Source organism: Starkeya nomas (assembly GCF_902703545.1).
Lineage (GTDB): Bacteria > Pseudomonadota > Alphaproteobacteria > Rhizobiales > Xanthobacteraceae > Ancylobacter > Ancylobacter moscoviensis.
This window is the reverse complement of record NZ_CACSAS010000001.1, coordinates 806479-832932: the sequence shown is the minus strand read 5'-3', so window position 1 is coordinate 832932 and position 26454 is coordinate 806479. Positions and strand designations below refer to the sequence as shown.

Genomic DNA, 26454 nt, shown 5'->3' with positions numbered 1-26454 from the left:
CCCCGCACGAGACGAAAAAAGGGACGGCGCGAGCCGTCCCTTTTGCATTCCGTCGACCGATCCCGCTCAGTCCTTCTCGGCGTAGGGATTGTCCTTCTCGCGCAGCGTGAGCCGGATCGGCACGCCCGGCAGATCGAAGCTCTGGCGCAGATTGTTCACGAGATAGCGGACATAGCTCTCCGGCAGCGCGTCGGCGCGCGAGCAGAACAGCACGAAGCTCGGCGGGCGCGCCTTCGGCTGGGTGATGTAGCGCAGCTTGATGCGACGGCCGGAGACGGCCGGTGGCGGATGTTCGCTGGTCACCTCGCCCAGCCAGCGGTTGAGCGGGTTGGTCGCGACGCGGCGGTTCCACACTTCATGCGCCTGGCCGACCGCGCGCACGAGACGATCGAGCCCCTCGCCGGTGAGGCCGGAGACCAGCACCACCGGCGCGCCCCGCAGCTGCGGGAGCCAATGGTCGGCCTCCCCGCGCATGCGGGTGACGAAGCCCGGCTGGTCCTTGACGAGATCGGACTTCGACAGCGCCAGCACCACCGCCCGCCCCTCGCGCTCGGCGAGGTCGGCGATGCGCAGGTCCTGCTCCTCGAAGGGATGGGTGGCGTCCATCAGCACGATCACCACCTCGGCGAAGCGCGCCGCGCGCAGGCCATCGGCGACGGAGAGCTTCTCCAGCTTGTCGTCGATGCGGGCGCGCTTGCGCATGCCGGCGGTGTCGAAGACGCGCAGCGCCACGCCGTGGCGCTCCACATCCACGGCGATGGAATCGCGGGTGATGCCGGCCTCCGGGCCGGTCAGCAGCCGGTCCTCGCCCAGCAGCGCGTTGATCAGCGTGGACTTGCCGGCATTGGGCCGCCCGAGCACCGCGACGCGGATGCGCCGGCCGCCCTCGCCGCCCTCCTCCTCGTCCTCGTCGTCCGGCAGGCATTGCGCCAGCGCGCGCACGAGGTCCGCCATGCCGTCGCCGTGCTCGGCGGAAAGCTCCACCGGCTCGCCGAGGCCCAGCGCATAGGAATCGAGCGTGCCGCCCTCCGAGCCCCGCGCCTCGGCCTTGTTGGCCACCAGGATGGTGTGCTTGCCGGAACGGCGGGCGAGTTCGGCGAAGGCACGGTCGCTCGGCGTGACGCCGGCCTTGGCGTCGATGAGGAACAGCAGCACGTCGGCGTCGTCGATGGCCGCCTCGGTCTGCGCCCGCATGCGGCCTTCGAGCGATTCGGCCTTGGCCTCCTCCAGCCCCGCCGTGTCGATCACGCGGAAGGAGAGATGGCCGAGCCGGGCATCGCCCTCGCGCCGGTCACGGGTCACGCCGGGGCGGTCGTCGACCAGCGCGAGGCGCTTGCCGACGAGGCGATTGAACAGCGTCGACTTGCCGACATTGGGCCGGCCGACAATGGCGACGGTCATCGTCATGGAATGGGGGCGCCTCCGCGCCGGTCAGCGGGCCGGAGTGGTGCCCGAGGCGGGCGCGGCGGGAGCGGCCGAAGGCTCGGTCGACAGGCCATAGGCCGAGTTGGCCGGCTGCGGCGGAGCCTGGTTGTAGTCGATGCCCGGCACGCCCTCGGGGAACACCGGCTGGCGCGCGCCCGGCAGGGGCTTCTCGCGCTCGTTGAAGGGGTTCAGCGATTCGAGGGTCTCGCAGCCGGCGGATGCGAGGGTCAGCCCGAGCACGGGGACCAGCAGCAGCGCGCGGCGCAACCGGAGCTTGGCATGGTGCATGGAGCTTCTCCTCACTGCACGGCAGGAGCGGCGGCCGGCGCATCTGCCGGAGCCGGAGCGGAGGTCGGGGCCGCGGCCGGCGCCGGAAGCGGCATGGAAGCGGCCGCCAGCGTGCGCATCAGCTCGGCGCGACGGCGCAGGCCGGGAGGGATCTGGCCATCGTTCAGCAGCGCGGTGAAGGTATCGGTCGCCGCCTTGTAGTCGCCGGCCTTGTACTGGGCGAGACCGATGATCTCGCGCGCGGAATAGCGGAAGGCGCCTTCCGGCGTGTCGAGCGGCTTCACCCGGCCCTCGATATCCGCGAACGGCGCGGTATCGACCAGCAGCAGCGCGGCGCGGATCTGCGCCACATTCTGCATCAGCCGGCTGATCGACGGATCCTTGGCGAGCGCATCGTAATCGGCGACAGCAGCGGCCCGGTCGGTCTTGGCCAGCTCGGCCGCCGCGCGGAAGCGCGCGAGAACGCGATAGCCCGGGGTGCCGTCCTTCTCGATCTGCTGGAACGCGGCATCCGCCTCGGCGGCCTTGCCATCCGCCGCGAGTTGCAGCGCGGCCTCAAACTGCGCGCCGGCCGCCTGATCCTGCTGCAGGCGCCACCATTCATAGCCGCGCCATCCGGCGACAGCGACGACGATCAGCACCGCGAGACCGACGACATAGGCGCCGTAACGCGTCCAGAGACGGTTGAAACGCTCGCGACGCAGATCCTCGTCGATCTCGTGGAAGATGTCAGCCATGTCGGTCCGTGGAACTCGTCGCAAGGCGCCGGCACACAGGCGCCGGGCGGTATCTGAAAGGCCGGGTAAACTAGCGATGCGGCTTCAACAAGGCAAATCGGCGCGCCGCCTCTCCACTGCCCATCGTAATTTGCCGCCGGGCGCCAGTTGGCTCGTCACGGCCGGGGGCCCGGAGATGACGGTCCGAAGGCCGCCGCCCCGCCGGCGCCTCACCCCTTCTTCGGCGCGTAGACATGCTCCGGCCCGGGGAAGCTGCGGCCCCGCACCTCGCTGGCATAAGCCTCCACGGCCGCGCCGATGGCCGGGCCGATCTCGGCGAACTTCTTGACGAAGCGTGGCACGCGGTCGGACAGGCCGAGCATGTCCTCCAGCACCAGGATCTGCCCGTCGCAGGCCACCGACCCGCCGATGCCGATGGTCGGCGGAGCGACCTCCTCGGTGATCTGCCGGGCCAGCGGCTCCGAGATCGCCTCCAGCACCATGGCGAAGGCGCCGGCATCGGCGATGGAGCGGGCGTCGTCGAGGATCAGCGCCGCGCTCGCCTCGTCGCGCCCGAGCGCCTTGAAGGAGCCGAGCGTGTTGATCGCCTGCGGGGTCAGTCCGACATGGCCCATCACCGGCACGCCGCGATCGGCGAGGAAGCGCACCGTTTCGGCCATGCGGCGCCCGCCTTCCAGCTTCACGGCGCCGGCGCCGGTCTCCTTGAGCACGCGGGAGGCGGTGGCGAAGGCCTGCTGGGGCGAGCCCTCATAGGAGCCGAAGGGCAGGTCCACCACGACGAGCGCCCGCGCGGAGCCGCGCATCACCGCCTGTCCCTGAAGGATCATCATGTCGACCGTCACCGGCACGGTGGTCTCCATGCCGTGCATCACCATGCCCAGCGAGTCGCCCACCAGCATGAAGTCGACATGCGGGTCGATGAGACGGGCGGTATGCGCGTGATAGGCGGTCAGCGAGACGATCGGATCGCCGCCCTTCTTCGCACGGATATCCGGTGCGGTCAGACGGCGCGCGGCGGACTGGACGGACATTTCAGGCGGTTTCCTCGTGTTCTTGTAAGGGCTTGGTCAGCCCATCACCGGCACCCCGACGATGTAGGGGTGGAACCAGAAGGCAAGGGCCGCATAAAGCACGACACCGCCGACGATCGCAATGATGTCGCCGCCCCAGCCGGCCGGAGCCACCGGCAGCGGCGCGCCGCGGCGCTTGGCCATGATGCGCATCACCACCGCCCAGGCGAGGATGACCACCGCGAGCGTCACCGTGGCGGCGTCGCCATTGGCGAGCAGATGCGCCAGCGCCCAGGTCTTGATCGCCACCAGGAAGGGAAACTTCAGCCATGCCTTGAGGTGGCTCGGCACCAATGCGGCCACGGTGGCGATGGACGCGATCAGCATCAGCAGCAGCGCCAGATGACGCAGTCCGACCGGCGGATCGTAGAGCTGCGCCGGCCCTTCAGCCCGCCACTGGCCGTAGCCATAGGCGATCAGCAGCACGCCGGCGAGGGCGACGACACCGTGAATGACGCGGTAGGTCGTCGTGCCGAGCTGGGCGGACGCCGCCGCGCCGATCTTGCGGCGCGCGGTGAGGATATGGATGGCAACGAACAGGACGAGGCCCGCCAGCATCAGGATCATGGAAATGCGCTCCCGGATTGGATTCCGGCGCGACGCTAGATCGTTTCCAATCGGAGCGCCATCCGGGTTGGCCGCGTCCGTTTGCCCGTCCCCTCGCGCGTCGGTCCGCGTGCCTGTGGCGCGATCCGATGCCGGCCGATCAGCCGGATGTGTAAACCATAAGACGTTTCGAGGCTCCCGCCGTCGCCGGTATCGTGCCAGAATACCGCCACAATGTCGGGGATGCCGGGATGAGACATCTTCTTGCCGCCCTCGTTGGGGGCATGCTCCTCTTTCTCGCCGCGCCGGCCGGTGCGCAGAGCGTGACGGCCCACATCGATCTGTCGCGTCAGGTGATGAAGGTCTCGGTGGACGGGGTGCCGCGCTACGTCTGGCCGGTCTCCACCGCCCGCAAGGGCTACCGCACGCCGGTCGGCAGCTACCGGCCGCAACGGCTGCATCGGCGCTACTTCTCGCGCAAGTACTACAACTCGCCCATGCCCTACTCGATCTTCTTCCACGGCGGCTATGCCATTCACGGGACGAACGATCTGAACCGGCTCGGGCGTCCGGCCTCGCATGGCTGCGTCCGGTTGCATCCGGGCAACGCCGCGACGCTGTTCGCGCTTGTGAATGATTACGGGCGCGCCAATACGCGCATTGTCATTACCCGTTGATCGGGGCATTGCTAGCGTCGGTAGGCACATGCCGGAGCTACCGACGGCCCGGCTGAAGGCCATTTGCGCAGGTGGGCCTTCATGCTGCTGGACTACACGTCGCTGCTCATCGCCATCGGCTTCTCGGCGATCTGCCTGTCGATCATCCTGCTGGGCACCTGGTCCACCGCGCGCGCGGACAAATACCTGCTGATCTGCTCCATCGCCGCCGGCTTCATCGTCTGCGACGTGTTCCTCTACAGCCTCTATCTCTCCAATCCGCACTACTCGCTTGCTACCATCGCATTCGCCCACCTCCTCACCGGCCTCTCAATTTTGTACGGCGCGGCCTTCTATTTTCGCCTCGGAGGCTCGCCGCGCGGGCGCATTCTCATCGGTATGGCGAGCCTGCCCATCGCCCTCACGCCACTCGCGATGGGCTATGACGGCGCCGGCTTCATGCTGGTGAACCTCTCGGCTGCGGCGCTGCTGGCACTCACGGCGTTCGAGTATTGGCAGACCCGGGCCGAGGCGCCCGGTGCCATCGCCGGCATGTGCGGCCTCTATCTTTTCGTCGGCACGTCCTTTGCGGCCTGCGCACTGGTGCTGGCCTTCGACGGCAGGCTCGTTCTCGATGGCCCGCCCGCCAACTGGGCGGAGGACTTCAACGTGCTGTCGGTCATAGCCGGCGTGCCGGGCATCGGCGCGATGACGCTGGCGCTCAACCAGACCCGGCTCGCCCGCGCCCACAAGCGCGAGGCGATGACGGATTCGCTCAGCGGACTGCTCAACCGCCGTGCCCTGTTCGACATGATCGGCACCGAGCCGCTGGCCGACGACATCACGGTGGTGCTGTTCGATATCGACCACTTCAAGTCGATCAACGACACGCACGGCCACGCGACCGGCGATCGCGTCATCGCCCTGTTCGCTCAGGTGCTTCGCGAGAGCCTGTCGGAAGGCCAGCAGGCGGCACGGATCGGCGGAGAGGAGTTCGTGCTGGTCCGTCCGCACCGGACGCTCGACCTCGCCCTGCTGCAGACGGAGCAGGTGCGGCTGCGCTTCGCCGCGCAGGTGCTCTACCAGGAAGGCTTCACCTCCACCACCAGCGCCGGCATTGGAATCGGCACGCGGGGAATGCTGTTCGACCAGGCATTCAGCCAGGCCGACACCGCGCTCTATCGCGCCAAGCGCGAAGGGCGCGACCGCACAGTGGTCGCCGCCCTCGGCGCCGGATCCGGCGTGATCACGCTGCCTTCTTCACGTCCTTCACGTCGGTGAAGACGATGCCGGGCCAGCGGTCGCCGGTATAGCCGATCATGAAGGCCGAGGGACTGAGGAAGACGAGATCGCCATCTAGATCCTCGGCGGTAGAGAGGCGGTTGCCGGCGGCGAACTCGTCCAGCTTCTTCGGGTCTTCCGACGACACCCAGCGGGCGAGCTGAAACTCCGACATGTCGAAGCCGACCTCGAGGCCATATTCGGCCTCCAGCCGGTTCTTCAGCACGTCGAGCTGCAACGGGCCGACCACGCCGACAAGCGCCGGCGAGCCGTCGGTCGGGCGGAACACCTGAACCACGCCCTCCTCCGCCATCTCCTGCAGCGCCTGCTTGAGCTTCTTGGCCTTCATCGCGTCGGGCAGCTTCACCCGGCGCAGGATTTCCGGCGCGAAGCTCGGCACGCCGACGAAGTTGATTTCCTCGCCTTCGGTCAACGTGTCACCGATACGCAGATTGCCGTGGTTGGGAATGCCAACCACGTCGCCGGCATAGGCCTCCTCGGCGAGCTGGCGGTCCTGCGCAAAGAAGAATTGCGGCGTGGCGAGGCTCATCGGCTTGCCGGTGCGCACGAGCTTGGCCTTCATGCCGCGCTGGAGCTTGCCCGAGCACAGGCGCGCAAAGGCGATGCGGTCGCGGTGGTTCGGATCCATGTTCGCCTGGATCTTGAAGACGAAGGCCGTCATGCGCGGCTCCTCGGCCTCCACCCTGCGCGCGTCGGCCTGCTGTGCGCGGGGCGGCGGAGCGTAGCGCCCCAAACCTTCCAGCAGGTCGCCGACGCCGAAATTGCGCAGCGCCGAGCCGAAGAACACCGGCGTCAGATGGCCTTCAAGGAAGGCGCCGAGTTCAAACGGATTGCAGCCCTCGCGCACGAGGGTCAGCTCTTCCTCCAGCGCGGCCTCATCCAGCGTCACGTTGAGCGCGGCGATCTCCGCCATGCTCATCTGCCTGAGCGGACCGGTCTTGCCTTCGTCGCCGTCGAGCAGGCGCATGCCGCCGGTGGCGATGTCCATCGTGCCGACGAAATCGCGTCCGCGCCCAACCGGCCACGTCATCGGGGAAGTGTCGAGCGCCAGCGTCTTCTCAATCTCGTCCAGCAGTTCGAACGGGTCGCGGCTCTCGCGGTCCATCTTGTTGATGAAGGTGATGATCGGAATGTCGCGCAGGCGGCAGACCTCCAGCAGCTTGCGCGTGCGCGCCTCGATGCCCTTGGCCGCGTCGATCACCATCACCGCCGCGTCGACGGCGGTCAGCGTGCGATAGGTATCCTCCGAAAAGTCCTCGTGGCCCGGCGTGTCGAGCAGGTTGAACACGTGGCCGCCGAACTCGAAGGTCATCACCGAGGTGGCGACCGAGATACCGCGCTCGCGCTCGATCGCCATCCAGTCCGAGCGGGTCGAACGGCGGTCCTTCTTGGCGCGCACCTGTCCGGCGAGCTGGATCGCGCCGCCGAACAGCAGCAGCTTCTCGGTCAGCGTGGTCTTGCCCGCGTCCGGGTGCGAGATGATCGCGAAGGTGCGCCGGCGCGCGACTTCGAGCGCGATGGGCGAGGCGGCGGAATTGGAGAGAGCGTTCATGCGCGCGGATGTGGCAGGGAAGCCGCGTCGGATCAAGAGGCGGGGGAGCGCTTCCGTCCCGCCGGACCGTCAGCCGAACTGCTTTTCGTAGATCTCCGGCTTGAAGCCGACGATCACCTTGCCGCCGGCATCCAGCACCGGCCGCTTGATGAGCGAAGGCTGGGCCTGCATCAGGCGGAATGCCTTGGCCTCGTCGATATCCGCCTTCTCGGCGTCGGTGAGATTGCGGAAGGTGGTGCCGGCGCGGTTGAGCAACGGCTCCCAGCCGACCTTGCCGGCCCATTCCTTCAGATGCGCGGCGTCGATGCCGGACGTCTTGTAATCGTGAAAGTCATAGGCGACGCCGTGCGTGTCGAGCCAAGCGCGCGCCTTCTTCATCGTGTCGCAGTTCTTGATGCCGTAGATCGTGACCGTCACGCTCGTCTCCGTTCCGGGCAATCGAAACGCCTCATGAAAATCGAAACGCCTCATGAAAACGGCCGCGCCCCGGCTCGGAAACGCGGCCGCCTCATCGAAAAAGCGGCTGTCGGAACCCATAAGGCCCCGGCCCCTTCTCTGGAACGGTTCAGTTCGCCGTAGCGGCGCCGATGCCCGCGCCAGCCGCCGCGCCGATACCCGCGCCCCACGCCGCACCCGTGCCGCCGCCGGCGATGCCGCCGATCACCGCGCCGGTGCCGGCACCGATCAGGGCACCCGTGCCGGCGCGGCGCTGGGTGTTGGAGCAGCCCGCCGCGATCAGAGCGACGACGGCGACGACGGTAAGCTTGACGGCAACAGACTTGGACATTCGGGCATTCCCCCAGTTTGAGTCGAGGAGAGAATATCGCCGGCCGATGCGCCCTACAATCGTAGGGCACCAAGCATCACCGAAGAAATTCTTACCGAGAAAACTTCATCGCCAGCTACGGACCCAGCGGCCAGGTTCATACACCCACTGACCACGACGGAGCACCCAGCGAGGACCGACATATTCGAAGCCGCGACGGTTCTCTTCCCAGTGGCCCGACGTCCAGACCCATCCCCGGCGCGGATGCCACGCCCAGTGCCCGGGAACCCAGGTGTAGCCACGGCGCGGCGCCGGGCGAGGCTCGCGGCGCGGGGCCGGCGGGCGGCTGGTCGGCACCGACTGCGCTTGCGCCTGCGAAAGCGCCGTTATGCCCAGCGGCGCGGCAAGGAGAGTGGCGGCAAGGGTCTTCAAGAGCGAACGGCGCGAGAGCATGACGGACTTTCCTGTGATGCCGAATGTTGGCGGTCCGGCGGGAACATGGCATCGGCCGGCCGCGGGAGGAAGCCGATCGCTGCGTCAAAATGATGGGGCCGTCCGCTCGCCTCTTCGTGCCTGCAATTTACGCCAGTTCAGTGTATGATGACCCGAACCGCCGGACAGCCAACGATCCGACGGGCCCGGGAGGTTTCCATGCATCGCCGTATCCGCCTCGTCCTTGCCGTCGCCCTGTTCTCCGCCCTGGCCGTCACCGCGGCGGCGGCGCAGGAGCCGGGCGCCGACGCCACATGGAACGCGCTGAAGCCGGACGTGTTCGGCGAGCGCGCCATCGAGGAATCGAGCCCGCTCATCCGCCTCGCTGCCCCCAAGCGCGCCGAGGATGCCGCCATGGTGCCCGTGGAGGTCGAGGTGATGCTGCCGGAGGGCGATCCGCGCACCGTCAGCAAGCTCACGCTCATCGTCGACGAAAACCCGGCGCCGGTCGCGGCAACCTTCACTTTCGGCGGCGAGCGCCACGACCTGGCCCTCGGCACGCGGCTGCGCGTGAACTCCTATTCCTTCGTCCGCGCCATCGCCGAGACCAGCGACGGCACGCTGCACATGGCGGAGCGCTATGTGAAGGCCTCCGGCGGCTGCTCCGCTCCGGCGATGAAGGACGAGGAAGCCGCGCTGAAGAATCTCGGCCAGCTCAAGCTGAAATCAGTGAATGCCGGCGAGCTGGGCGACCCCACCAAGGCGAGCCGCGTCTCGCAGCTCCAGCTCATGATCCGGCATCCCAACTATTCGGGCTTGCAGATGGATCCGCTCACCCGCGCCTATATCCCCGCCAAGTTCGTCGACGACATCGAGGTAAAGCAGGGCGACGAGCTCATCTTCTCGATGACGGGCGGCATCTCGCTGAGCGAGGACCCGGCGATCCGCTTCACCTACCAGCCGACCGGCCAGGAGATTCGCGTCGATGCCGCCGATACGGACGGAAGCAGGTTCAACGGCGAGCTGAAGCCGGCGGGCTGACGCGCCGCCGGCACGCCCTCAATAGAAGCAGGTCACCTCGGCCTCGGCCTGCGCCCGGCGCAGCTCGGCCACGATGTCGCGGAAGATGCCGGTGTTGCGGAACAGCTCCGATTGCTGCCCCGCGACCTGCCCCACGCTGAGGATGGTCTCGGCCTCCACGTAGCGCTCGTAGGGGAGGATGGTGGCGATGGTGTCGATGGAGCAGGAGCACTTCTCCAGCGCCTGCCGGGTCTGGCCGTTGGCGGCCATGCAGCCGAACACGTAATCGGCGCGGGCGACGGTGGGATAATCGTTGATCAGGCCGGCCTGCGGGGCCGAGGGAGCCGGCCGCGTCACGCCCGGCGTGACACCCGGCGCGAGGCCGGGGGAAAGCCCCGGGGCGGCCTCCTGAGCCGCGACCGCGCCGGCCCCGAACGTCAGCGCCAGCAAGGTTCCGGCGACGACACGCAAGGCGGTCCCGGTGGCTTTCGTCATGGCAGTTCCTCCCGGCCGGCCGCCTATTTCGCCGCCGGCGTCGCGGAAGCGCCGGTCAACGTCAGGCTGGTCTCGATGATGTTCGAGGTCCCGTCCGCCCTGGGCGTGACGACACCGATGGAATACAGCCCGCCCGGAACCGCGTCCGAGAACAGGAACTCGTAGCGGCGGCTGGCCAGTTCCTGCAGCTTGTCCTTGTTGGGATCGGTGGCGAAGGGGAGCATGGTGAGCTTCCAGCCCTCCATCTCCTTGCCGTTGAAGGTGAAGCGCGCGGGCTCCACCGTTCCGGTGCCGAGATGCTCGCGAACCCGGTTGCGGAGGTAGAAGGGGCTGCCTTTGCTGAGCTGCGCCATCTCCTTGACGTCGCGCTCCAGCAGGATGAGCGAGATCGGATTGCCGTTCATGGTGGGGAACGGGCCGGCCTCGCCTTCCTTGTCACCGCGATGGATGACGACATCGGCGATGCGCTTGGAAGCGTCGTCGGCGGGCGCCGAGACCTTCATTTCCAGCGTCTCGTCGAAGCTGTCGCCCAGCTTCGCCTCGCTCGTCACGTGCTTGTAGGCGTAATTCAGCGTCGTGCCGGGCTCGATTTTCGACAGATAGGGCGTGTCGAAGAACAGCTCGGAAGCTGTCGGACCGGCCAGGGCGGCAGTAGCAAAAAGCGTAGCAATCGAGGTAGCAGCAACGATCGAAGTAGCGATTGAAGTAGCAGTCGAGGTAGCAGCGGCGAAGGTGGTCGCCAGACGCAACATGGGGGCGCTCCCGGTCAGCTTGGGCGATCCGGCGTCAGGTAGCGCCGGTAGTCATATTCGGAGGATCCCTCCGCATCGGCCTCGGCGAGGGCGAGCATGTGGGCGTGAAGCGGGGATTTGTGGCAGGCCGGATCGGTCGCGGCGGCATCGCCCGCGATCGCCATCGCCTGGCAGCGGCAGCCGCCCCAGTCGATCTCCTTGCGCTCGCAGCTCCTGCACAGCTCCGGCATCCAGTCCGTACCGCGAAAGGCGTTGAAGGCGGGCGAGTCCGTCCAGATCTCGCTCAGCGAATGCTCGCGCACGTTCCAGAAATCGAGACTGGGGATGGTTTCCGCCGCGTGGCAGGGCAGCACCTTGCCCGACGGCGTGACATTGAGCGACTGGCGCCCCCAGCCATTCATGCAGGGCTTGGGGTACTTCGCATAATAATCCGGCACCACCGCGTCGATGGTCAGCTTGCCCTTGAGCCGGGCGCGCGCCTCCTCCACCACGTCGAGCGCCCAGAACACCTGCTCGCGCGTCGGCATGAGCGCGCCGCGATTGCGCAGCGCCCAGCCGTAGTACTGCGAGTGGGCGATCTCGATGCGCTTGGCGTCGAGCGACAGGGCGAGGTCGATGAAGGCCGGGATCTGGTGGATGTTGGCCCGGTGCACGACCGAGTTGATGGTCAGCGGCAGTCCGAGCCGGCGCACCTCGCGCGCCACGGCGAGCTTGCGCTCATGGGCGCCGCGGAAATTCGACACCTTGTCGGTCATCTCCGCCGTGGCTCCCTGGAAGGAGAGCTGCACATGGTCGATGCCGGCGTCCGAGATCGCCTGCAGCCGCTCCGGCGTCACGCCGACGCCGGCGGTGATCAGGTTGGTGTAGATGCCGACCTCGACGCAGTGGCGGATCATGTCCTCCAGATCGCGCCGCGCCGTCGGCTCGCCGCCGGACAGGTGAACCTGCAGCACGCCGAGCCGAGCGGCCTCGGAGAAGACCCGCTTCCACGTGTCGAGGTCGAGTTCGACATTGCGGCGGTCGAGCTCGACCGGGTTCGAGCAATAGGGACATTGCAGCGGGCAGCGGTGGGTCAGCTCCGCCAGCATGCCGTAGGGCGCCGGAGGCGCCGGGCGGACCGGCGCCTCGCGGTGCGTATGCGGGTCCGCCACGACGTTCATGATGCCGCGTCTCCGATCAGCGGCGAGGCGATCTCGATCATTCCCTTCTCGACCAGACCGGCGAGGAAGGCATCGACATCGGTCGCCACGCGCTCGCGGTCGACGGTGAAGGCGCTCGCCAGCTCGTCGACGATGGCGTCGATGGAGCGGGTGCCGTCGACCTTCTTGAGAATCTCGACCGCAACCGGATCCGGGTTGAGCACACGTTCGGGCGCGAGCAGCACCCACTGCCCGCGCGCCTCGTCGTGGCGCAGGCGCACACCGCGCGCGAGCTTGGGAATGCCGGTCGCGACGAGAATCTCGGTCATCACGCCTCCTTCGGGACGAACGCCCCCGGATAGGCCATCTTCGGCTCGACATAGGCGAAATAGAGCGCGTCGAGCTGCACCCAGAGCACGTCGCACTTGAACTCCAGCGCCCGGATGGCCGCTTCCTGCTGTTCCGGCGTGCGCGCGTGCTGCTTCACGTAGTCGAGCGCGAAATCCGCATCGCGCGGCGCCTGGGTGAGACGCTTGTCGAAATAGGCCAGCGTCTCCTTCGAGACGAAATCATAGTTCTTCAGCATGCCGGCCACACGCTCGCCGATGATGCCGGGCGAGAACATCTCCGTGAGCGAGGAGGCGATGGCCTCCAGAAGGCTCTTCTCGCGCACGAAATGCACATAGGCATCCACCGCGAAGCGGGTCGCGGGCAACAGGCCGGAGAGCGAGGTCACGTAGTGCCGGTCGAGCCCGAGGCTGTCGGTGAGCACCAGCCAGCGGGCGATGCCGCCCTCACCCTCATGGTCGCCGTCGTGATCGATGATGCGCTGGCGCCAGACGCGGCGCAGCTCCGCCTCCTCCATGCGGGCGAGGATGGAGGAATCCTTCACCGGGATCATCGCCTGGTAGTAGTAGCGGTTGAGCGCCCAGGCTTGGATCTGCCCGAAGCTCAGCTTGCCGCCGTGCAGCAGACGATGAAAGGGATGCAGGCTGTGATAGCGGCGCTTGCCCACGTCCCGCAGGCGCCCTTCAAGTTCAGTCGGCGAAAGAAGCGTAGTCATAGGGCGATCTCCATCCCATCTTGAGCGATCTCCCATCCGGCTTTATTTGCCGCGATCCGCTCTTTCGAGCCATCAACAAGCACCGGATTGGTGTTGTTGATGTGAACATAGATTTTTCGGCCCACATTGACTTGGCGCAAAGCTTCGATCGAACCATTCTCGCCCGACATCGACATGTGCCCCATGCGCGCGCCGGTCTTGGTGCCGACGCCGGCGCGGACCATCTCGTCGTCCTGCCACAGCGTGCCGTCGAACAGCACGAGATCGGCCCCGTCGAGGCGGGCACGCAGCGCGTCGGTCATCGCCGCGCAGCCGGGAATGTAGAGCACCCGGCGGCCCCCTGCCCGCAGCTCGACGCCGATGGTCTGCTCGCCCTCGACATCGGTGGCGAGCGCGCCCTTCTCGGCCGTCTCACGCGCTTCGAGATAAAGCGCGATCTTGCCGGGCACCGGGAAGATGGTAGCGCTGACGCCCTCCACCAGATCGAAGGACGAGCCCAGCTCGACCTCCCGGCGCGCGACCACGCCTTCCGCCAGTACGTCGAAGGCGCTGCTGGAACGCAGCACCCCCTGCACGGAGGGCGTCGCCAGCAGCGTGAAAGGCTGCGCCTCGCGCAGGCTGAGCAGCCCGGCGACGTGGTCGATATCGGCGTTGGTCAGGAGCACGGCAGCCACCGGCGAATGCCGGAAACCCGCCTGCGGGTGCAGCGCCGGCACGGACTGGATCTGCGACAGGACTTCGGGCGCGCAATTGACCAGCGCCCAATGGACGCCATCGGCGCTCACGGCAATCGATGCCTGAGTCCGCCGCCGCACGCGCGGGTCATTGGCCCAGGCAAGCGAGCAGACCGCGCAGCGGCAGTTCCATTGCGGGAATCCGCCACCCGCGGCCGACCCGAGGACGACGAGCCTGAAGCGGGACGGGGACGTTATCATCGGCAAAGCGACTTCGCGCCAACCCGCCCCTCAAGGCTCAGAAGTCAGCCGGATAGTAGGCGTTGACTTCCATGCCGACGCAAACTTCAACAATGCGCGGAGTGGTCCAGGCCATTTCTTCCTCCTCGAATTTTTGATCTCTTTTTACTTCATAAGAAGATCATAAGAGATCATGTTGATTTGCGGTTATTACACCGCCCTAGCAATGTGAGGATCATTTTCGCCTTCGTCAAGAAAGGCGTGATCATCTTTCGTTCAGGCGTACATTATACCAGCGCGAACGGTGGCGGAACATACGCCGGAAGCCCTCTCGCGGCTCACGCCGGCTCGGCGTCGAGCATGAAGCCGCGCCCGCGCACCGTCACGATGAGATGCCCGCCATCGGGCAGCGCTTCCGCCAGCTTGTGGCGGAGATAGCCGACATAGACGTCCACCACATTCAGCGAGGCCCCGCCATGGCCGGCCCACAGCGCGGCAAAGATGTCCGCGCGCGAGAGCGGCTCGCCGGGGTGGCGCATGAGCAGCGCCAGCAGTTCCACCTCGCGCTCGGTCAGGCGCACGCGGGTGCCGCCGAGCTGGGCCTGCCGGGTTTCGAGATCGAGCGCGAGCGCGCCCACCGCCAGCGTGCGCGGCTCGCCGTCGGCATTGCTGCGCCGGAGCGCCTGCACCTTCACCCGCGCCAGCAGCTCCTCGAAGGCGAAGGGCTTGACGATGTAGTCGTCCGCCCCCGCCATCAGCCCCTCGGTGCGCTCGTTCACGCTGGAACGGGCGGAGAGCATGATGATCGGCGCTGTCTGCCCGCCGGCCCGCAGCGCCTTGCACACCTCGATGCCGGAACGCCCGGGCAGCATGACGTCGAGGATGATCGCCTCCCACGCCCGCCCATTGGCCGCGCGCAACGCTTCCTCGCCATCTCCCACGAGCTGGACGTCGTAGCTCTCGGAAGAAAAGCCGCGCCGCAGCAGCGAGCCGATGTCCGGATCGTCCTCGACGATGAGAATGTTCATTGGGCCGCCTCCAACGTCATGTCGGGCACCGGTACGGGCAGGCGGACGGTGACACAGGTGCCCCCCTTCCCCTCGCCTCCTCCGGCGCCGCTTTCTATTTCGATGCGCCCACCATGGCGGTCGACGATCCATTTCGCCAGTGCCAGGCCGATGCCGAAGCCGGTGCCCTCGCGCGTGCCGGTGGCGCCGCGCCAGAAGCGCTCGAACACGTGCGGCAGTTCGTCCGAGGGGATGCCGGTGCCGTGGTCGCGCACCCGGATGACCACCTCGTCGCCCTCCCGCGCGGCTTCCAGATGAACGGTCTCGCCGGGCGGCGAATGGCGCACGGCATTGGCGACCAGCCCGTCGAACGTCTGGCGTAGCCAGTCGCGATCAGCGTCGACGGCGAGGCTTTCGGATGGGCAGGCGATCTCCAGCGCGAGCCCGGCGGCGCGCGCCACCGGCAGCATGCTCTCGCGCACGTCGACCAGCAGCTCGTCGACGAGGAACAGCGAGCGGTCGAGCTCGATCTGCCCGCTCTCCGACCGCGCGATGCGCAGGAGATCCTCCACCCGGCGGTGCAGGCGGCGCGCGCGGGACTGGATGACCAGCAGCGCGGCCTTGAGGTCCTCCTCGCGCGGCTGCGCGGGGCGCAGCGTGATCTCCACCTCTCCGAGGATGACGGTGAGCGGCGTGCGCAGCTCGTGGCTCACATCGGTGAAGAAGCGCCGGCGGGCGAGGTCGACATTCTCCAGCCGCGTATTGGCGGCGCGCAGCTCGGCGGTGCGCGCGTCGACGGTCTCCTGCAGGTGCTTCTGCGCCGCCACCAGCCGCTGCTCGCGGCGGGCCAGATGCGCCGCCATGCGATTGAAGCGCGCCATGGCGAGGCTGAGCTCGTCATGGCCGGTCACGGCGATGCGGGTGTCGGAGCGCCCGCGCGCGATGGCGGCGGCGGCGGCGGCGACATCGGCGACGCGATTGACCAGCGAGCGGCCGAGACGGTGATAGAGCAGCACCGCGACGAGGCAGGCCAAGGCCACGCCGATCAATCCCCAGCGTATGGTGCGATCGCGTAGCTGGCGCACCTCGACCTGGGCGTTGTGAGCGGCGGTGCGCTCCTCCTCCATCGACTGGCTCAGCGGACCGCCGAAGCCGGCGGCGAAGACGTCGAGCACGACGCGCACGCCCGTCGCGGGCTCGGGATTGGCGAGCGCCCCGGCGACCTGACGGTCGAGCACCTCGAACTGCGCCTTGAGGCGCGCGACGGTGCGGCTGCGCGCCGCCATCAGCGTGCGCTGCTCCTCGTCCTGGAAGCGCAGCACATCGTCCGACAGCGTGTTCTCGAAGCGCTCGAAGGCGGTCAGCGCGGCCTGACGGGCGGCGACGAGCGATTCATAGGTGCGCGCGCTCGGCTGCTGCGCCGTCTGCAGCGCCATCAGCGCGTAGTCGCCGATGCGGCCGGAGATGACCGACAGCAGCTCCAGCCGATGCTGGGCCGACACCAGCCGGTCGAGCTGCGTGTTGGCCGCGCCGAGCGCGAGGACGAGCGCCGCTGTCGAGGCCGCCGTCACCAGCACGGCGACGGACAGCAGCAGCGCCATGCGCGCCCTGAGCGACGCGAACAAGCCACGCCCGAACACGCCCCTTCCCATGCCGCCTCACTGGATAACGCCATCGCAAATCAATGACGTTTCAATGATTCCACGGACCAGGGAACGGTGCACGCTGCGATGCAGCAGGAACCGGCGGGAAAAACGGCGGCGTGGGAAACGCGCGGGCGCCGGTCAGATGTCGCGGCCGGCCGCGCCGGGACGGGCGCAGCGCCACTTCGTGACCTTCCACTTCGGGTGCGTCTCGCTCCACTCGGCGATGACCGGCGGCGCGCCGATCATGCACTGGACCGGCGCGGGGCGAAGCTCCGCGCTGACGGAAACGGCCTCCTCGCGGCAGGTGCCGGGATTCGCGATGAGGCAGATGGAAAGAATAAGCTCCATAAGTCGTCCTCGAGGCGTGGGTTCGAAGCCGCCCGAGCGCTCCCCCTTTCACTGAACTGAACCCGACCCATACGCCGCCCGCGGCAGTTGGGTCGCGCCGATTTCGCTGCATTGCAGCAAAAAACAGACCACATCGCAAACACGCTACGCGGCTACCTCTCGGGGGGCCGGGCGTCCCGACGCCACCGATCAGCTTCACGCCGCAGCATAGTCCGTGATCGCGGCGGGATACAGAGCTGCCGCTCTTTTGACCATGCCGCCATAATTCGCATCCGCCGGGGCGGCTTCCGGCACGGCAGCAGAAAGCATGGGGCAAGCTACCGCAGCGACGTCATACGGATGAAGAATCCCTTGCGGATAAAGACGAAGCGGGCCAGTCTCTCGCTCGTTACGTGTCTGGTCGCGCTATCGGGCCAACCGGTTTGGTTCCCAAACGCTGCAACAAAGATAGCCGGGACATCGAGAGGGGCAATTCCCGTCCCTTATCATGCAACCCCGTTCTGGGAGGATTAGATGGCCAAGATCAACAAGGTGCTCATCGGCGAGTCGCTGGTGGGTGACGGCAACGAGGTCGCTCACATCGACCTCATCATCGGCCCGCGCGGCTCGGCTGCGGAAAGCGCCTTTGTCAACGCGCTGACCAACAACAAGGACGGCTTCACCTCGCTGCTCGCCGTCGTGACCCCGAACCTGCTCGCCAAGCCGAACACCATCCTGTTCAACAAGGTGACGATCAAGGACGCCCGTCAGGCCGTCCAGATGTTCGGCCCGGCCCAGTACGCGGTCGCGAAGGCTGTCGTCGACAGCGTCGCCGAAGGCGTGATCCCGGAAGAAGAAGCCGACGACCTGTTCATCTCGGTCGGCGTGTTCATCCACTGGGAAGCGGCGGATGACGCCAAGATCCAGCAGTTCAACTACCAGGCGACCAAGGAAGCCCTGAAGCGCGCCGTCGACGGCGAGCCGAAGATCAAGGACGTCCTGTCGCAGGCCGCTTCGGCCAAGCACCCCTTCGCCGCCTAGATCGGAAGCAACCCTGGGCAGACAACACCACCGCCCGCGGCCCAGTATCCGAAGGGCCTGCTCCAGCGGTTGGCGGCGATCTTTTTGAACAAGTGACGACGGCGCGCCGTCGTTACTTGCGCCACGGGGACGGCGGGAAACCGCCTTCTCCTGCCCATCGATTGCCCATCTTACCGACTGACTGGCCCGGAGCCTCGTGCTCCGGGCCTTTTCATTTTGCGCGCCGACGGCCGGTCGCCGGAATGGGGGATTGGCCGCGGAGGGCTCAGCCGGCAGCACCGGCCAGCGCCCGGCGCAGCTCTTCCAGCCGGCCCGGCGCGGCGCGCTCCTCGCGCGACAGGTGAAGCCCGATATCGTGGGCGATCCGCGCGGGCGTTCCCTCCAGCACGACGATGCGGCTCGCCAGCTCCACCGCCTCGCGGCTGTCATGGGTGACGAAAAGCACGGTCGCCGGACGGCCCGCCAGCAGGCGGCGCAGCAGATCGCGCAGCCGCGCCGCGCCCGCCTCGTCCAGCGAGACGAAGGGCTCGTCCATCAGCAGCACCTCGGGCTCGATGACGAAGGCGCGGGCCAGCGCGACGCGGCGCTGCTGGCCGAGCGACAGGCGCTCGGGATAGGCGGGCGCCAGCTCGGCAAGCCCCACCTCCTCCAGCATCGCCAGCGCCCGGCGGCGGCTCTCCTCGCCCGGCGGCAGGGGCAGCGCGACATTCTCCAGCACGGTGCGCCACGGCAGCAGGCGCGGATTCTGGAAGGCATAGGCGATGCGCGGCGCGACCGCGCCTGCCCCGCCCCCCGCATCGAAGCGCACCGTGCCGCGATACTCCCGATCGAGCCCGGCGACGATGTTGAGCAGCGTCGTCTTGCCGAGGCCGGAGGCGCCCAGCAGCACCAGGAACTCCCCCGACGCGATGTCGAGGCGGAAAGCGCGGAAGATATCCCGCGCCGGCGCGCCGGCCCGCGCGGGATAGCGCTTCTCGCCGATGTCGATCGCGATCGCGCTCATCGCCGCCACCTGTTGGCCCGCCGCTCCCAGGGCTGGAGCAACCCGACCTCGATGAGCTGCACCACCGCCGTGAAGGCCAGCGCATAGGCGAGGATGGTCGCCACGTCGAAAAGCTGGAACGCGGTCTGCAACTCGAAGCCGACGCCGTTGGAGCGGCCGAGCAGTTCCACCACCAGCACGATCTTCCATGTCAGCGCGAGGCCGGAGCGGGCGCTCGCGGCGAAGAAGGGCACGAGCTGGGGCAAGGTGACGTGGCGCAGCGCCCGCGACCATGGCAGGCGATAGACCTTCGCCATCTCGTCGAGATCGCGCGACAGCGCGGCCGCGCCCTCGCGCATGGTGACGGCGACGTTGGGGATCTTGTTGATCGCCACCGCGGTGATGGCCGCCGCCTCGGTGAGGCCGAACCAGACATAGCAGAGGATGATCACCACCAGCGCCGGCAGGTTGAGCAGCACGACGACCCACGGTCCGAAGAGTTCGTTGAGAGCCACCGAGCGGCCAAGGGCGATGCCGATGGCCGAGCCGACCGCCATGGCGATGAAGAAGCTCGCGGCCACACGCCCGAGCGTGATGGCGATGTTGGTCGGCAACGCTCCGGTCTCCGTCGCGCGCACCATGGCGGCAAGCACGGCCGGCGGGCCGGGCAGCAGCGGCGAGGCCACCCAGAGCGCGGCGACCTGCCAGACGGCGACCAGCACCAGCAGCGAGACGGCGGTCAGCAGCAGGCGGGCGGCGGCCGACATGCTCTCCCTATCCTATTCGCCGACGGGGCCGAACAGCGCGCGGTCGAAGCCGGGATTCGGCCCCACCAGTTCCTCCCCTCCGGTCTGCGCGAGCACCTGGTAGAGCCGGGCGCAGGAGACCCGCTCGGCCTCGCCGAAGCTGCCGGGAATGCCGGCGCGGTAGTAGTCGCGCAGGCGCGCGAACTCGGCGTCGTCCGCCGCCTGCATCAGCGGGCGGATCCGGTCCCACGCGGCATCGCTCGTCGCCAGCACGCGGTTGGCCGCCGCCGCGGCGCGCAGGAAGCCGGCGATGGCCGCGCCCCTCTCCGCCATCACGGCGTTGCGCCAGACGAAGCCGACCAGCGGCGGGGCGGGATCGATGCCGAGGCCCTTGATGATGTCCTTCACGTCCAGCAGCCGCCGGAAGCCGCGCGCATCGAGCCGCGCCGCATAGGGCCAGAAGGTGAGCACGGCGTCGACGCGGCCGAGCGCGAGCTGCTCGCTGACCAGCGGCGCGGCGCCGAAGACCGGCTCGGCGGCGGTCGCGAGGTCCACGCCGAGCTCGGCCCTGGCATAGGCGCGCAGCAGCAGCCAGCTCTTGTCCAGCGCGCCGCCGGCCACGCCGATCTTGCGGCCCTTGAGATCGGCGAGGCCCTTCACCGGACCGTCCGCCGCCACCATCACCGCGCCGAGCGCGTTGGAGAACGGGGCGAAGCGCATGCGCTCGCCATCCTGCGTGCGGCGCAGGGCCCAGAGCCAGTCGCTGACGATGAGGTCGACGTCGCCCGCCTGCAATGCGACGGTCGTCGCCTGCCCGCTCGCAAGGTCCACGCTCTCGACGGAGAGGCCCTCGCGACGGTCGAGCCCCTCGGCGCGGATGGTCTCCAGCAGCCAGTTGAGCGTGCCGAATTTCAGCGTGCCGATGCGCAGCCGCAGCGCGGGATCCGCCACCCCGCTCCCCTGCGCCATGACGGCCCCGGGCAGCGCCGCGAGCAGGGGCAGCCCCGCCAGCGCGGCGGCGCCGGCGAGCCAGGCGCGGCGCGAGAGCGCGGCGGAAACATGCGGAATCGTCATGGGGCGGCCTTCCCGGTCAGCGGGGGATCGAGCAGTCGGTTGCGCACGAGATAGGAGACGCCGCGCAGCCAGGATTCGTCCGTGTTGTTGCGGATATCCGCGCTGCCGGCCCGGAGCACCTGCCCGGTGGCGACGTCGCGCAGCTGGAAATTGATGTTGAGAATGAGGTTGGAAACCTTCTGCACCAGCCCGATCACCTCGATCTGCGCGCCGAGGGAGCGGGCGATGGGGAGTTCGCAGCTGTTGCAGTTGCGGAACGGCGTCGCCTCGGCGATGCGGGCCGCCTCGGGCGTGAGGTCGAGCACTTCATAGCCGGCGTCCTTCAGGCGGCGGCGCACCTCCCCGGTGATGAGGGCGAGGCGCTTCGCTTCCGCCGGGCGGGGACCGTTGAAACCGGCCTCGCCGCTGGTGTCGAACAGCTCGAAGTCGAACACCGCCACGCGCGTCGCCGCGCGGGCATCGGCGGCGAAGACGAGTCCCAGGCCGAGGACGAGAGCGGCGAGCCTGCCGGTGCGGCTGAAAGCACTCATCCTATTTTGCCTCCCTGCGCCGGCTTTGTTCCCGACATGTGGCAATCATATCGCCGGAAGACGCTCCCGCAAGCCACCGGGAAAAAGTTCCCGATTTTAATACATGTGATATGCTTTGGATAACGACGGCGTTACATTTTCTTATTAGTTTCTTATGTGCGCTATTTTATTGAATGCTTGATTTCGATTGCGTAGAGTTTTCCCACGGCAACCGAGAAAAGTTCCGAAGACACTTGTCGCGGACAAAGACATCAGCCGTGGGATGGAATGCCGATGAGATGGATGGCGAGCGCCGCGGGAGCGGTGCTGATAGCGGCAGCCTGCGCAACGAGCCTTGCGCGCGCGCAAGACGCGGCGCCCGCGGCGCCCGCGGCACCCGCTACCCCCTCCTCCCCGCCGCTCGCGGCGAAGCCGGCCGCGCCGATTCCGCCGGAGCAGACCTTCAAGATCGGCGTGGTGCGGCAGATGCCAGTGCCCCCGCCCTGGATCGCGCCGCTGCAGATGCCGCCGGATGATCTCGGCATCGCCGGCGCCGAGCTCGGCATCCGCGACAACCTCACCAGCGGGCGCTTCCTCAAGCTGGACTACAAGCTCACCCCGGAGATCGTGCCGACCGACGGCGACCCGCTGCCGGCGGTGCAGAAGCTGGTCGAGGCCGGCAACAATTTCATCCTGCTCGACGTGCCGGCCGAGCAGCTGGTGAAGATCGCCGACGCGTTCAAGGACAGCGGCGTGATCTTCGTCAATGTCGGCGCCGCCGACGACCGCCTGCGCCAGAAGGACTGCCGCGCCAACGTGTTCCACATCGCGCCGAGCCGCGCCATGCTGGCCGACGCGCTCGCCCAGTTCCTGGTGACCAAGCGCTGGCGCAACTGGTTCCTCATGGTCGGGCGCACCGACGCCGACAAGCTCTACGCCGAGGCGGTGCGCCGCTCGGCCAAGAAGTTCGGCGGCAAGATCGTCGCCGAGAAGGAATGGGACTACGGGCCGGACGCCCGCGCCACCGCCCAGTCGGAAGTGCCGCGCGGCACGCAGGTCGGCGAGTACGACATCCTCATCGTCGCCGACGAGCTGGGCGAGTTCGGCGACATCCTGCCCTACAACACCTGGCTCGCGCGCCCCATCGCCGGCACGCAGGGCCTGATGCCGCTCTCCTGGCACCCGACCATGGAGAACTGGGGCGCCTCGCAGCTTCAGAGCCGCTTCTTCAAGCAGTCCAAGCGCCTGATGCAGCCGCTCGACTTCCAGATGTGGGAAGGCGTGTTCGCCATCGGATCGGCCAGCCTGAAGACGCGCAGCAGCGACCCGGCCAAGGTGAAGGCGCAGATGCTGGCGCCCGACTACGACCTGCCGGTGTTCAAGGGCGTCGCCGCGAGCTTCCGCGACTGGGACCACCAGCTGCGCCAGCCGATCCTGCTCACCCATGCCACCAACACGGTGACGCTCTCGCCGCAGGCCGGCTTCCTGCACCAGAGCTCGCCGCTCGACACGCTCGGCTTCGACCGACCGGAATCGGCCTGCACGTTTCAATAAGACCAAATGATTGCCAGGAGGAACCGAATGAAACGCCCGTTCATGCTGTCCGTCGGCATGGCCACCCTCGCCGGGCTCATGCTGGCCGACGCCCTGCCCGCCGAGGCCGGCCCGCGCGCCTTCGTCTCCAACGAGCGCGACCACACGATGAGCGTCGTGGACATGGACACGCTCAAGGTCATCGAGACCATCAAGACCGGCCGGCGCCCGCGCGGCATCATCGCCAGCCCGGACGGCAAGCTGATCTATCTGTGCGCTTCCGACGACAACCGCGTCGAGGTGTATGACGCCGCCACGCTCAAGCTGGTGAAGACGCTGCGCTCCGGGCCGGATCCCGAACTGTTCGTGCTGCATCCGTCCGGCAACCCGCTCTACATCGCCAACGAAGACGACAACATGGTCACGGTGGTGAATGTCGAGAACAACGACCTGATCGTCGAGATCCCGGTCGGCGTGGAACCGGAGGGCATGGGCATCAGCCCCGACGGCAAGTTCATGGTGAACACCTCCGAGACGACCAACATGGCCCATGTGGTCGACACGGCGACGAACGAGATCATCGAGAACATCCTCGTCGACTCCCGCCCGCGCATCGCCGAATTCTCCAAGGACGGCAAGCAGCTCTGGATCTCCGCCGAGGTCGGCGGAACGGTGGCGGTGGTCGACCCGGCGACCTGGAAGATCATCAAGAAGATCTCCTTCAAGATCCCCGGCGTGACCGACGATGCCATCCAGCCCGTCGGCGTGCGCATCACCAAGGACGGCTCCAAGGCCTTCGTCGCGCTCGGCCCGGCCAACCGGGTGGCGGTGATCGACGCCAAGACGCTGGAAGTGGAGAAGTACCTGCTCGTCGGCCAGCGCGTCTGGCAGCTCGGCTTCACGCCGGACGAGAAGTTCCTCGTCACCACCAACGGCAACTCGAACGACATCTCCATCATCGATGTCGCCGAGGAGAAGGTCACCAAATCCGTCACCGTCGGCCGCGCGCCCTGGGGCGTGGTCGTGGTTCCGTGACCCGCGACAACAGCAAGCAAAACGCACCATTCGGAGGATTCGCCATGAAGACGCATTTCGCCATCGCCGCGGTGGCCACGCTCGCCCTCTCGGGTCTCGCCTATGCCAAGGGTGACCTCACGCTGAAGCCGACCGAGCTGGAGGAACTCACCGTCGGGCTCGGCGATTCCGGCTTCGGCGTCTCCCAGCAGAAATACGAGCTGGAGACCGGCAAGTCCTACACCCTGACCATCAAGTCCACCGGCAAGAAGGAATGCGCCTGGCAGTCGCCGGGCCTGTTCCAGAACATCTTCCTGCGCAAGGTCGAGGCCGGCGGCATGGAGATCAAGGCCGTCCACCTCACCGAGCTCGAATTCGAGGAAGAGGGCGAGGCCGAGATGTTCTTCGTGCCCATCAAGCCCGGCAACTACGCCTGGTACTGCAAGGGCATGGAAGAGCGCGGCATGAAGGGCGAATTCATCGTCAAGTGACGGCGGCGCCCGCCAGGTTTTCCACTTATACTCCTCGTGAACACTGTCCCCGGCCCGCGCCGGGGACTTTTCTTCTCTCGACGCGGGAGACGCCATGACGGAACAGCCTCGCGAGACGGCTTCCCCTCGCGGAGCCGGGGCGGCGCCAGCGGCCGTGCCGGCGCTGGCGGTTCGCGACGTCACCCACACCTTCGGCGCCCGCAAGGCGTTGGACGATGTCAGCCTCGATGTGCCGGCCGGCAGCTTCACCGCCCTGCTGGGCCCGAACGGCGCCGGCAAGACGACGCTCTTCTCGCTGGTCACCCGGCTCTACGACAACCGCAGCGGCGCGATCCACGTGCTCGGCTACGATGTGCGCCGCCAGCCGGCGGCGGCGCTGAGCCAGCTCGGCGTGGTGTTCCAGGCGCGCACGCTGGACCTCGAGCTCTCCGTCCTCGACAACCTGCTGTACCACGCGACGCTGCACGGCATCGGCTTCGGCGCCGGCCGCCGCCGGGCGATGGAGCTGCTGGCGCAGGCCGGCCTCGCCGACCGGGCCCGCGACAAGGTGCGCAACCTCTCCGGCGGGCAGATGCGCCGGGTCGAGATCGTGCGCGCGCTCATTCACCGCCCCCGCCTGCTGCTGCTGGACGAGCCGACAGTGGGGCTCGACATCGCCTCGCGCGCGGCGCTGGTCGCGCAGGTGCGCGAACTGGTGGCGCAGGAGGCGATCGGTGTGCTGTGGGCGACCCACATCATCGAGGAGATCCAGCCGGGCGACCGCATCGTGGTGCTGCACCGGGGCCGGGTGCGGGCGCGCGGCAGCTATGAGGAGATGCTGGCGCAGACCGGCACGGACGAACTCGGCGCCGCCTTCCTGAAGCTGGTCGGCGACGAGGCGGAGGCGGCATGAGGCACGCATCGCTACCGACCGTTGGACCTGCTCCTTCTTCTCGCGGGGGAGAGAGGGCTTCGCCGCGCCGCCATGGTGTCACCCCTCACCGACCCGCTTCGCGGGCCACCTCTCCCCGCTGGGGAAAGGGAGGGAGTTGCCACCAGCGCGTACGGGCCCGCCATCGGAGGCATCCATGAGCGCCCCCTCGCCCCGCTTCCGGCTGCCGCTCGGCGGCTATTTCATCGTGCTCGCCGGCATCTGCTGGCGCGAGGGGCTGCGCTTCCTGAACCAGCGCGGCCGCTTCCTTTCCGCGCTGGTGCGCCCGCTGGTGTGGCTGTTCATCTTCGCCGCCGGCTTTCGCTCGGTGCTCGGCGTCTCGATCATCCCGCCCTACGACACCTATGTGCTCTACGAGGTCTATGTGACGCCGGGGCTGGTGGCGATGATCCAGCTCTTCAACGGGCTGCAGTCGTCGCTTTCCATGGTCTATGACCGCGAGGTCGGGGCCATGCGCATCCTGCTGGTGAGCCCCTATCCGCGCTGGTTCCTGCTGGTCTCCAAACTCGTCGCCGGCATCTGCGTCTCGCTGCTGCAGGTCTACGCCTTCCTCGCCATCGCGTGGTTCTGGGAGGTGGAGCTGCCGCCCATCGGCTATTTCGCCGTGCTGCCGGCGCTACTGCTGACCGGGCTGATGCTCGGCGCCATGGGGCTGCTGATGTCCTCCGTGTTCCGGCAGATGGAGAACTTCGCCAGCGTGATGAACTTCGTCATCTTCCCGATGTTCTTCGCCTCCTCCGCCCTCTACCCGCTCTGGCGGGTGCAGGAGAGCAGCCTCGTGTTGTGGTGGATCTGCACGCTGAACCCCTTCACCTATGCGGTGGAGCTGATCCGCTTCGCGCTCTACGGCCAGTTCGAGCCGTTTTCCGCGCTTGTCGTCGCCGGTTGCGCGCTCGTGTTCCTCGCGGCGTCCATCCTGGCGTATGATCCCTCCGCCGGCGTCATGGCCCGCCGCGGCGGGCCGGAGACCGCCCGTTGAGCCGGCCAAACAACAAG

The 26454-nt window shown here is 67.8% G+C and carries 30 protein-coding genes and 1 pseudogene; 9 read left to right on the top strand and 22 right to left on the bottom strand.

Annotated features, from left to right (window positions below; translation table 11 throughout):
• Positions 1-66: 66 nt before the first annotated feature.
• The 5 genes from der to STARVERO_RS04020 form a co-directional block, all read right to left on the bottom strand.
• Entirely contained in the window at positions 67-1407 is a 1341-nt protein-coding gene (der, locus tag STARVERO_RS04040) for a ribosome biogenesis GTPase Der (RefSeq protein ID WP_159597994.1), read from the bottom strand.
• A gap of 24 nt (positions 1408-1431) precedes the next feature.
• Positions 1432-1713 carry a hypothetical protein gene (locus STARVERO_RS04035; RefSeq protein WP_144343000.1) on the bottom strand — a complete coding sequence of 94 codons (282 nt, stop codon included), beginning with the start codon at positions 1711-1713 and terminating at the stop codon, positions 1432-1434.
• Between the two features lie 11 nt (positions 1714-1724).
• A complete protein-coding gene (locus tag STARVERO_RS04030; protein ID WP_144343001.1) occupies positions 1725-2450 on the bottom strand; it encodes a tetratricopeptide repeat protein in 726 nt (241 codons plus the stop codon).
• A gap of 209 nt (positions 2451-2659) precedes the next feature.
• A complete protein-coding gene (gene panB / locus STARVERO_RS04025; RefSeq protein ID WP_144343002.1) occupies positions 2660-3481 on the bottom strand; it encodes a 3-methyl-2-oxobutanoate hydroxymethyltransferase in 822 nt (273 codons plus the stop codon).
• Between the two features lie 36 nt (positions 3482-3517).
• Positions 3518-4087 carry an NnrU family protein gene (locus STARVERO_RS04020; protein WP_144343003.1) on the bottom strand — a complete coding sequence of 190 codons (570 nt, stop codon included), beginning with the start codon at positions 4085-4087 and terminating at the stop codon, positions 3518-3520.
• Between the two features lie 230 nt (positions 4088-4317).
• On the opposite strand from STARVERO_RS04020, the gene STARVERO_RS04015 reads away from it, so the two are divergent.
• Together STARVERO_RS04015 and STARVERO_RS04010 are read left to right on the top strand one after the other, a co-directional pair.
• Positions 4318-4743, top strand: coding sequence for a L,D-transpeptidase (locus STARVERO_RS04015; RefSeq protein WP_144343004.1), 426 nt, complete (start codon positions 4318-4320; stop codon positions 4741-4743).
• An 81-nt stretch (positions 4744-4824) separates the two neighbouring features.
• Positions 4825-6003, top strand: a complete 1179-nt coding sequence (locus tag STARVERO_RS04010) for a GGDEF domain-containing protein (protein WP_159597993.1) — start codon at positions 4825-4827, stop codon at positions 6001-6003.
• Here STARVERO_RS04010 and STARVERO_RS04005 read toward each other — a convergent pair.
• The 4 genes from STARVERO_RS04005 to STARVERO_RS03990 all read right to left on the bottom strand — a co-directional run bounded on the left by STARVERO_RS04005 (position 5969) and on the right by STARVERO_RS03990 (position 8795).
• Positions 5969-7576, bottom strand: coding sequence for a peptide chain release factor 3 (locus tag STARVERO_RS04005; protein ID WP_159597992.1), 1608 nt, complete (start codon positions 7574-7576; stop codon positions 5969-5971). The two genes, STARVERO_RS04010 and STARVERO_RS04005, sit on opposite strands and share 35 nt — an antisense overlap.
• 69 nt (positions 7577-7645) lie before the next feature.
• Positions 7646-7993: an ArsC family reductase gene (locus STARVERO_RS04000; RefSeq protein WP_200837657.1), complete on the bottom strand. Its 348-nt coding sequence runs from the start codon at positions 7991-7993 to the stop codon at positions 7646-7648.
• 148 nt (positions 7994-8141) lie between these two features.
• A complete protein-coding gene (locus tag STARVERO_RS03995; RefSeq protein ID WP_144343008.1) occupies positions 8142-8363 on the bottom strand; it encodes a YMGG-like glycine zipper-containing protein in 222 nt (73 codons plus the stop codon).
• Positions 8364-8468: 105 nt separating this feature from the next.
• Entirely contained in the window at positions 8469-8795 is a 327-nt protein-coding gene (locus STARVERO_RS03990; RefSeq protein ID WP_159597990.1) for a twin-arginine translocation signal domain-containing protein, read from the bottom strand.
• 198 nt (positions 8796-8993) lie between these two features.
• Between STARVERO_RS03990 and STARVERO_RS03985 the strand changes: the two genes are divergently transcribed.
• Positions 8994-9815, top strand: coding sequence for a quinoprotein dehydrogenase-associated SoxYZ-like carrier (locus STARVERO_RS03985; RefSeq protein ID WP_159597989.1), 822 nt, complete (start codon positions 8994-8996; stop codon positions 9813-9815).
• 18 nt (positions 9816-9833) lie between these two features.
• On the opposite strand, the gene STARVERO_RS03980 is transcribed toward STARVERO_RS03985, so the two are convergent.
• The 9 genes and pseudogenes from STARVERO_RS03980 to STARVERO_RS03935 all read right to left on the bottom strand — a co-directional run bounded on the left by STARVERO_RS03980 (position 9834) and on the right by STARVERO_RS03935 (position 17158).
• The gene (locus STARVERO_RS03980) at positions 9834-10289 is read right to left on the bottom strand and encodes a hypothetical protein (RefSeq protein ID WP_186291925.1); all 456 of its coding nucleotides are present in this window, start codon (positions 10287-10289) and stop codon (positions 9834-9836) included.
• A 23-nt stretch (positions 10290-10312) separates the two neighbouring features.
• Positions 10313-11041 carry a hypothetical protein gene (locus tag STARVERO_RS03975; protein WP_159597988.1) on the bottom strand — a complete coding sequence of 243 codons (729 nt, stop codon included), beginning with the start codon at positions 11039-11041 and terminating at the stop codon, positions 10313-10315.
• Between the two features lie 14 nt (positions 11042-11055).
• The gene (gene pqqE, locus STARVERO_RS03970) at positions 11056-12201 is read right to left on the bottom strand and encodes a pyrroloquinoline quinone biosynthesis protein PqqE (RefSeq protein WP_159597987.1); all 1146 of its coding nucleotides are present in this window, start codon (positions 12199-12201) and stop codon (positions 11056-11058) included.
• Positions 12198-13279, bottom strand: a pseudogene (pqqC, locus tag STARVERO_RS03960) (pyrroloquinoline-quinone synthase PqqC). Before pqqC ends, pqqE begins: the two are co-directional and overlap by 4 nt.
• Positions 13240-14178 carry a pyrroloquinoline quinone biosynthesis protein PqqB gene (gene pqqB, locus STARVERO_RS03955; protein WP_159597985.1) on the bottom strand — a complete coding sequence of 313 codons (939 nt, stop codon included), beginning with the start codon at positions 14176-14178 and terminating at the stop codon, positions 13240-13242. The pseudogene pqqC and the gene pqqB overlap by 40 nt, the downstream one beginning before the upstream one ends.
• A gap of 37 nt (positions 14179-14215) precedes the next feature.
• Positions 14216-14293, bottom strand: a complete 78-nt coding sequence (gene pqqA / locus STARVERO_RS03950; RefSeq protein WP_144343266.1) for a pyrroloquinoline quinone precursor peptide PqqA — start codon at positions 14291-14293, stop codon at positions 14216-14218.
• 202 nt (positions 14294-14495) lie between these two features.
• Positions 14496-15185: a response regulator transcription factor gene (locus STARVERO_RS03945; RefSeq protein ID WP_144343015.1), complete on the bottom strand. Its 690-nt coding sequence runs from the start codon at positions 15183-15185 to the stop codon at positions 14496-14498.
• Entirely contained in the window at positions 15182-16804 is a 1623-nt protein-coding gene (locus tag STARVERO_RS03940) for a sensor histidine kinase (protein ID WP_244616560.1), read from the bottom strand. The genes STARVERO_RS03945 and STARVERO_RS03940 overlap by 4 nt, the downstream gene beginning before the upstream one ends.
• Before the next feature lie 144 nt (positions 16805-16948).
• A complete protein-coding gene (locus STARVERO_RS03935) occupies positions 16949-17158 on the bottom strand; it encodes a hypothetical protein (protein WP_144343017.1) in 210 nt (69 codons plus the stop codon).
• 513 nt (positions 17159-17671) lie between these two features.
• Here STARVERO_RS03935 and fae point away from each other — a divergent pair.
• Positions 17672-18178 (top strand): formaldehyde-activating enzyme, encoded by a 507-nt coding sequence (gene fae, locus STARVERO_RS03930; RefSeq protein ID WP_144343018.1) that lies wholly within the window; start codon positions 17672-17674, stop codon positions 18176-18178.
• A gap of 265 nt (positions 18179-18443) precedes the next feature.
• Here fae and STARVERO_RS03925 read toward each other — a convergent pair whose 3' ends face one another.
• Genes STARVERO_RS03925 through STARVERO_RS03910 form a run of 4 tightly spaced genes read right to left on the bottom strand, consistent with a single transcriptional unit; the run spans position 18444 to position 21510 of the window.
• Entirely contained in the window at positions 18444-19181 is a 738-nt protein-coding gene (locus tag STARVERO_RS03925; protein ID WP_244616558.1) for an ABC transporter ATP-binding protein, read from the bottom strand.
• Positions 19178-19927: an ABC transporter permease gene (locus tag STARVERO_RS03920; protein WP_159597982.1), complete on the bottom strand. Its 750-nt coding sequence runs from the start codon at positions 19925-19927 to the stop codon at positions 19178-19180. The genes STARVERO_RS03925 and STARVERO_RS03920 overlap by 4 nt, the downstream gene beginning before the upstream one ends.
• A gap of 12 nt (positions 19928-19939) precedes the next feature.
• Positions 19940-20980 (bottom strand): ABC transporter substrate-binding protein, encoded by a 1041-nt coding sequence (locus tag STARVERO_RS03915; protein ID WP_159597981.1) that lies wholly within the window; start codon positions 20978-20980, stop codon positions 19940-19942.
• On the bottom strand, positions 20977-21510 hold the full coding sequence (locus STARVERO_RS03910; protein ID WP_159597980.1) for a DUF3280 domain-containing protein: 534 nt from the start codon (positions 21508-21510) through the stop codon (positions 20977-20979). The genes STARVERO_RS03915 and STARVERO_RS03910 overlap by 4 nt, the downstream gene beginning before the upstream one ends.
• A 282-nt stretch (positions 21511-21792) precedes the next feature.
• Between STARVERO_RS03910 and STARVERO_RS03905 the strand changes: the two genes are divergently transcribed.
• From STARVERO_RS03905 to STARVERO_RS03885, 5 genes are all read left to right on the top strand, one after another.
• Entirely contained in the window at positions 21793-23043 is a 1251-nt protein-coding gene (locus STARVERO_RS03905; RefSeq protein ID WP_244616557.1) for an ABC transporter substrate-binding protein, read from the top strand.
• A gap of 27 nt (positions 23044-23070) precedes the next feature.
• Positions 23071-24057: a PQQ-dependent catabolism-associated beta-propeller protein gene (locus tag STARVERO_RS03900; protein ID WP_144343023.1), complete on the top strand. Its 987-nt coding sequence runs from the start codon at positions 23071-23073 to the stop codon at positions 24055-24057.
• A 44-nt stretch (positions 24058-24101) separates the two neighbouring features.
• Positions 24102-24527: a cupredoxin domain-containing protein gene (locus STARVERO_RS03895; protein ID WP_144343024.1), complete on the top strand. Its 426-nt coding sequence runs from the start codon at positions 24102-24104 to the stop codon at positions 24525-24527.
• Between the two features lie 94 nt (positions 24528-24621).
• The gene (locus STARVERO_RS03890) at positions 24622-25419 is read left to right on the top strand and encodes an ABC transporter ATP-binding protein (RefSeq protein ID WP_144343025.1); all 798 of its coding nucleotides are present in this window, start codon (positions 24622-24624) and stop codon (positions 25417-25419) included.
• 175 nt (positions 25420-25594) lie between these two features.
• A complete protein-coding gene (locus STARVERO_RS03885) occupies positions 25595-26437 on the top strand; it encodes an ABC transporter permease (RefSeq protein WP_200837655.1) in 843 nt (280 codons plus the stop codon).
• Positions 26438-26454: the final 17 nt, after the last annotated feature.

Excerpts from the sequence above, each read along its gene's own strand:
- der (WP_159597994.1), bottom strand. The coding sequence starts at position 1,407 with ATGACGATGACCGTCGCCATTGTCGGCCGGCCCAATGTCGGCAAGTCG.
- STARVERO_RS04035 (WP_144343000.1), bottom strand. The coding sequence starts at position 1,713 with ATGCACCATGCCAAGCTCCGGTTGCGCCGCGCGCTGCTGCTGGTCCCC.
- STARVERO_RS04030 (WP_144343001.1), bottom strand. The coding sequence starts at position 2,450 with ATGGCTGACATCTTCCACGAGATCGACGAGGATCTGCGTCGCGAGCGT.
- panB (WP_144343002.1), bottom strand. The coding sequence starts at position 3,481 with ATGTCCGTCCAGTCCGCCGCGCGCCGTCTGACCGCACCGGATATCCGT.
- STARVERO_RS04020 (WP_144343003.1), bottom strand. The coding sequence starts at position 4,087 with ATGATCCTGATGCTGGCGGGCCTCGTCCTGTTCGTTGCCATCCATATC.
- STARVERO_RS04015 (WP_144343004.1), top strand. The coding sequence starts at position 4,318 with ATGAGACATCTTCTTGCCGCCCTCGTTGGGGGCATGCTCCTCTTTCTC.
- STARVERO_RS04010 (WP_159597993.1), top strand. The coding sequence starts at position 4,825 with ATGCTGCTGGACTACACGTCGCTGCTCATCGCCATCGGCTTCTCGGCG.
- STARVERO_RS04005 (WP_159597992.1), bottom strand. The coding sequence starts at position 7,576 with ATGAACGCTCTCTCCAATTCCGCCGCCTCGCCCATCGCGCTCGAAGTC.
- STARVERO_RS03995 (WP_144343008.1), bottom strand. The coding sequence starts at position 8,363 with ATGTCCAAGTCTGTTGCCGTCAAGCTTACCGTCGTCGCCGTCGTCGCT.
- STARVERO_RS03990 (WP_159597990.1), bottom strand. The coding sequence starts at position 8,795 with ATGCTCTCGCGCCGTTCGCTCTTGAAGACCCTTGCCGCCACTCTCCTT.
- STARVERO_RS03985 (WP_159597989.1), top strand. The coding sequence starts at position 8,994 with ATGCATCGCCGTATCCGCCTCGTCCTTGCCGTCGCCCTGTTCTCCGCC.
- STARVERO_RS03980 (WP_186291925.1), bottom strand. The coding sequence starts at position 10,289 with ATGACGAAAGCCACCGGGACCGCCTTGCGTGTCGTCGCCGGAACCTTG.
- STARVERO_RS03975 (WP_159597988.1), bottom strand. The coding sequence starts at position 11,041 with ATGTTGCGTCTGGCGACCACCTTCGCCGCTGCTACCTCGACTGCTACT.
- pqqE (WP_159597987.1), bottom strand. The coding sequence starts at position 12,201 with ATGAACGTCGTGGCGGACCCGCATACGCACCGCGAGGCGCCGGTCCGC.
- pqqB (WP_159597985.1), bottom strand. The coding sequence starts at position 14,178 with ATGATAACGTCCCCGTCCCGCTTCAGGCTCGTCGTCCTCGGGTCGGCC.
- pqqA (WP_144343266.1), bottom strand. The coding sequence starts at position 14,293 with ATGGCCTGGACCACTCCGCGCATTGTTGAAGTTTGCGTCGGCATGGAA.
- STARVERO_RS03945 (WP_144343015.1), bottom strand. The coding sequence starts at position 15,185 with ATGAACATTCTCATCGTCGAGGACGATCCGGACATCGGCTCGCTGCTG.
- STARVERO_RS03935 (WP_144343017.1), bottom strand. The coding sequence starts at position 17,158 with ATGGAGCTTATTCTTTCCATCTGCCTCATCGCGAATCCCGGCACCTGC.
- fae (WP_144343018.1), top strand. The coding sequence starts at position 17,672 with ATGGCCAAGATCAACAAGGTGCTCATCGGCGAGTCGCTGGTGGGTGAC.
- STARVERO_RS03925 (WP_244616558.1), bottom strand. The coding sequence starts at position 19,181 with ATGAGCGCGATCGCGATCGACATCGGCGAGAAGCGCTATCCCGCGCGG.
- STARVERO_RS03920 (WP_159597982.1), bottom strand. The coding sequence starts at position 19,927 with ATGTCGGCCGCCGCCCGCCTGCTGCTGACCGCCGTCTCGCTGCTGGTG.
- STARVERO_RS03915 (WP_159597981.1), bottom strand. The coding sequence starts at position 20,980 with ATGACGATTCCGCATGTTTCCGCCGCGCTCTCGCGCCGCGCCTGGCTC.
- STARVERO_RS03910 (WP_159597980.1), bottom strand. The coding sequence starts at position 21,510 with ATGAGTGCTTTCAGCCGCACCGGCAGGCTCGCCGCTCTCGTCCTCGGC.
- STARVERO_RS03905 (WP_244616557.1), top strand. The coding sequence starts at position 21,793 with ATGGCGAGCGCCGCGGGAGCGGTGCTGATAGCGGCAGCCTGCGCAACG.
- STARVERO_RS03900 (WP_144343023.1), top strand. The coding sequence starts at position 23,071 with ATGAAACGCCCGTTCATGCTGTCCGTCGGCATGGCCACCCTCGCCGGG.
- STARVERO_RS03895 (WP_144343024.1), top strand. The coding sequence starts at position 24,102 with ATGAAGACGCATTTCGCCATCGCCGCGGTGGCCACGCTCGCCCTCTCG.
- STARVERO_RS03890 (WP_144343025.1), top strand. The coding sequence starts at position 24,622 with ATGACGGAACAGCCTCGCGAGACGGCTTCCCCTCGCGGAGCCGGGGCG.
- STARVERO_RS03885 (WP_200837655.1), top strand. The coding sequence starts at position 25,595 with ATGAGCGCCCCCTCGCCCCGCTTCCGGCTGCCGCTCGGCGGCTATTTC.